The organism is Saccharomonospora halophila 8, from assembly GCF_000383775.1.
Lineage (GTDB): Bacteria > Actinomycetota > Actinomycetes > Mycobacteriales > Pseudonocardiaceae > Saccharomonospora > Saccharomonospora halophila.
In genome coordinates, this window is record NZ_KB912481.1 from 21,789 (window position 1) to 25,838 (window position 4,050).

General features: G+C 71.7%; 4 protein-coding genes. All 4 read right to left on the reverse strand.

The window, feature by feature from the left end; translation table 11 throughout:
* On the reverse strand, window positions 1-1,013 hold a 1,013-nt coding region (locus tag SACHA_RS19650; protein WP_232211785.1), incomplete at its 3' end, for an ABC transporter substrate-binding protein.
* A gap of 199 nt (window positions 1,014-1,212) precedes the next feature.
* Window positions 1,213-3,126 carry a translational GTPase TypA gene (typA, locus tag SACHA_RS0101040; RefSeq protein WP_019806499.1) on the reverse strand — a complete coding sequence of 638 codons (1,914 nt, stop codon included), beginning with the start codon at window positions 3,124-3,126 and terminating at the stop codon, window positions 1,213-1,215.
* A 153-nt stretch (window positions 3,127-3,279) separates the two neighbouring features.
* Entirely contained in the window at window positions 3,280-3,579 is a 300-nt protein-coding gene (locus SACHA_RS0101045) for a YciI family protein (RefSeq protein ID WP_019806500.1), read from the reverse strand.
* 73 nt (window positions 3,580-3,652) lie between these two features.
* Complete coding sequence (locus SACHA_RS0101050; RefSeq protein WP_020628575.1) at window positions 3,653-4,039, reverse strand: NUDIX domain-containing protein; 387 nt, start codon at window positions 4,037-4,039, stop codon at window positions 3,653-3,655.
* Window positions 4,040-4,050 lie beyond the last annotated feature (11 nt).

The window sequence follows — 4,050 nt, forward strand, 5'->3', positions numbered from 1 at the left end:
GACGCGCCGCCGTCGGTCCCGGCCTCGATCAGGGCGTCCCGGTCGAGCAGCGCCGCGACGGCCTTGCGCACGTCGTCGTCGGCCAACTCCGGCCCGAGCGGACGGAGCAGCACCTCGGCCAGTCGCGGCCGGGCGACGGTGTCCAGCGTGACGTCCTCGCCGAGATCGGCCAGCAGCCCGCGGGTGTCGGCGCCCGCGTCGGTGAGCACGAACTGGTCGTGCCCTGTGCGCAGCGCACCGACCATGTCCTGGGCCTCCGAGCGGTGCAGGACGAGGCGGTCGACCGCGGCCGGCTTCTCCCAGTACCGCTCGTTGCGCTCCAGCACGATCTCCCCGCGGGCCGCGTCGATCGTCTTGATCGCGAACGGCCCACCGGAGGCGGGGAAGCTGTCCGCGAGCGCGCCGCGCCAGCCGCCGGGCGCGTCCTTGAGCAGATGGGCGGGCAGCAGATCGTTGAACAGGGTCTTCCACCCGGGGTAGGGATCGTCGAAGACGACCTCGACACGTTTACCGCCGTCGCCCGGACGGATGTCCGAGATCAGCCGGTACCCGGCGGGGTCGACCACACCCGGTTGATGCTTCATCGCCTCGGTGAGGTAGACGAAGTCCTCCACCGCGATCGGGGCACCGTCGGACCACGACGCCTCCGGCCGGATCCGGTAGGTGACCGTGAACGGGTCCTCAGCCGTGACCTTCGCGGAGGTCATCAGGTCCGTGTCGAGCTGCCGGTCACCGTCCTCGTCCGTGCGGAACACCGACGGCAACAGCAGTTCGGACAACGCCGAGGTCACGGTGGACACGTCGGCCAGCTGATGCGGGTTGTACCCGCCGACCACCCGGTCGAGTCCCACCACGATCCGCGAGTCGGCGCCGGGTTCCGGAGCGGAGGTCTGCGCCACCGGGCTGCTCACCACCGGCGGTGGCGGGGTGTTCGAGCACGCGGTGAGCACGACGGCCAGCCCGGCCGCGAGCGCGGCCCACCGACCTCCGGCCCGCACACCCTTCGCTCGCACGTCGTCGCCCCTCCCTGTTCGTCGACATCTGTCGCGGCCCACCGTGCGGTCCCGTGCGGTCCGTGTCCCTCCGGGCACTCCGCGCCGCGGCGTCCCGGCGACCCGGCGCACGGCATCGTCGAGCCCGGCCCCCAGCCGGGCTCGACGCACGGACCGTCCGGCGGTGGTCCCAGTGTCTCAGGAGCGCGTGAGCCGCCTGTCAGGCGTTCCGGTCGCGGCTCTTCGCGCGGGAGCGTTCCTTGGCCCGCTGGCTGACGTCGAGCACGTTCTTGCGCACCCGGACGACCTTCGGCGCCACCTCGACGCACTCGTCGGTGGAGCAGAACTCCAGCGCCTCCTCCAGGTTGAGCACCTTCGGCCGGGCCAGCCGCTCCAGCTCGTCGGCGGTGGAGGAGCGCATGTTGGTCAGCTTCTTCTCCTTGGTGATGTTGACGTCGAGGTCCTCCGCGCGTGGGCTCTCCCCCACGACCATGCCCTCGTACACCTCGGAGCCCGGTTCGACGAAGAAGGTGCCCCGTTCGGCGAGCTGGAGCAGCGCGTAGGTGGTGACCGCGCCGGAACGGTCGGCGACCAGCGAGCCGCTGTTGCGCATCCGGATCTCGCCCGCCCACGGGAAGTAGCCCTCGAAGATGTGGTTCGCGATGCCCGCGCCCCGGGTCTCGGTGAGGAAGTCGGTGCGGAAGCCGATCAGGCCACGGGCGGGCAGCACGTACTCGAGCTTGATCCGCCCGGTCCCGTGCCCGTCCATCTGCTCCATCCGCCCCTTCCGGGCGGCCAGCAGCTGGGTGACGGCACCGAGGTTCTCCTCGGGCACGTCCAGGTAGAGCCGCTCGAACGGCTCGTGCACCGTCCCGTCGATGGTGCGGGTGACCACCTGCGGCTTGCCGACGGTCAGCTCGAAGCCCTCGCGGCGCATGGTCTCCACGAGCACCGCCAGCGCGAGTTCGCCGCGGCCCTGCACCTCCCAGACGTCGGGCCGCTCGGTGGGCACGACACGGACGCTGACGTTGCCGATCAGCTCGGCGTCCAGCCTGCCCTTCAGCAGGCGCGCGGTGAGCTTGTCCCCGCCGCCGCGGCCCGCCAGCGGCGAGGTGTTCACGCCGAAGGTCATCGAGATGGCGGGCTCGTCGACGGTGATCCGCGGCAGCGCCTCCGGATCCTCCGGGTCGGCGAGGGTGTCCCCGATGGTGATGTCCGGAATGCCCGCGATGGCCACCAGGTCCCCCGCGGCGGCCTCCTGCGCGGGAACGCGCGTGAGTGCCTCGGTGACCAGCAGTTCGGAGACGCGCACGGACTCCACCGAGCCGTCCTCCCGCAGCCACGCCACCGTCTGCCCCTTGCGCAGCCGCCCGGAGTGTATGCGCAGCAGCGCGATCCGGCCGAGGTAGCTGGAGGCGTCGAGGTTGGTGACCAGTGCGCGCAACGGCCCGTCCGGGTCGGCGGTGGGGCCGGGGACGGTCTCGAACAGGGTGTCGAACAGCGGGTCGAGGTTGGGCGAGTCGGGCACGGTCCCGTCCTCGGGCTGCCGCAGACTGGCCTTCCCGTCGCGCGCGGCCGCGTAGACGACCGGCATGGACAGCACGGCCTCCATGGCCTCGTCGTCCATGCCCTCGATGTCCCCGGCCAGTTCCAGCAACAGGTCGTGGGTGTGCTCGACGACCTCGGCGATCCGGGCGTCGGGGCGGTCGACCTTGTTGACCACGAGGACCACCGGCAGCTTCGCCTCCAGCGCCTTGCGCAGGACGAACCGGGTCTGCGGCAGCGGCCCCTCACTGGAGTCGACCAGCAGCACGACGCCGTCGACCATCGCCAGGCCGCGCTCGACCTCCCCGCCGAAGTCCGCGTGACCGGGGGTGTCGATGACGTTGATCGTCACCGGGCCGTCGGAGGTCATGCGGCGGATCGCGGTGTTCTTCGCGAGGATCGTGATGCCCTTCTCGCGCTCCAGGTCACCGGAGTCCATGACCCGATCGACCGGGTCACCGTGCTCGGTGAAGGCGCCGGACTGCTGCAGCATCGCGTCCACCAGGGTCGTCTTGCCGTGGTCGACGTGGGCGACGATCGCGAGGTTGCGCAGGTCGGTGCGGACTTTTCGGGCAGCGGCTGTGGGCACGCGAAAGCTCCCTGGGTGGGTGCAGAAGAATCGGGCGGCCGACGGAACCGGACGAATCCCGGCGCACGGCCACCCTCCAGCATAACCGCGGCGCGACTGTGAGCCGGGACACGCTCGTTCCGGCGGCTCGGGCCCCCGCCGCCGGACGGCCGCTCAGTGCGGCACGGCCTCGTTGACCTCCCGCAGTTCCGGACCGGTCCGGGTGGCCGAGAACTCGATGATCTCGTGGTCGACGAGCTCGTTGAGCACGAGTGGATCGGTCGCCACCGTCGCCTCCAGTTTGCCCAACGACACCGGTCGGGCGATCAGCACCTCCCCCTGGTGCCCCGGTCGCCGTCCCGACGCCAGCAGCAGCCCGTGCTCGTACTGCCGGGCGATCCAGTCCGTGTGCTCGGGCAGCCGATAGTCGATCTCGGTCTGGGGCGCCGTGTAGCTCAACAGAACGACATACATACCTCCACGGTAGGACGCTTCCGGCCGCCGCACAGTGCGCGAGCCGCTGCGCCGGGGCGTCACGGGGAAGCGGTCACGAGAAAGCCAGGAGCGCCGTCAGAGCCGGCACCAGCACCCGGTCGGCATCCAGCCAGTCGATATCGGCCAGCTCGGCCGCGGTCAGCCACCGCAGCGCGCGGTGTTCCCGTGGCCCGGGTGGCGTGTGGTCCCCGCGCGGCGCCGCGGCGAAGATCCGCAACACCGCACCGCCGGGCAGTGGCACGTCGTCACCCACCCGGTCGCCGACGACGACGTCCAGGCCGAGCTCCTCGACGCACTCCCGGCGCACCGCGTCCGGCTCCGACTCCCCGTGCTCGACCCGGCCGCCGGGCAGCTCCCACCGGCCCGCCACCTCGACGGGATAGGACCGCTGCTGGGCGAGCAGCCACCCCTCGACCACCACGGCGGCCCCGACGACCACCCGCCGGTCCC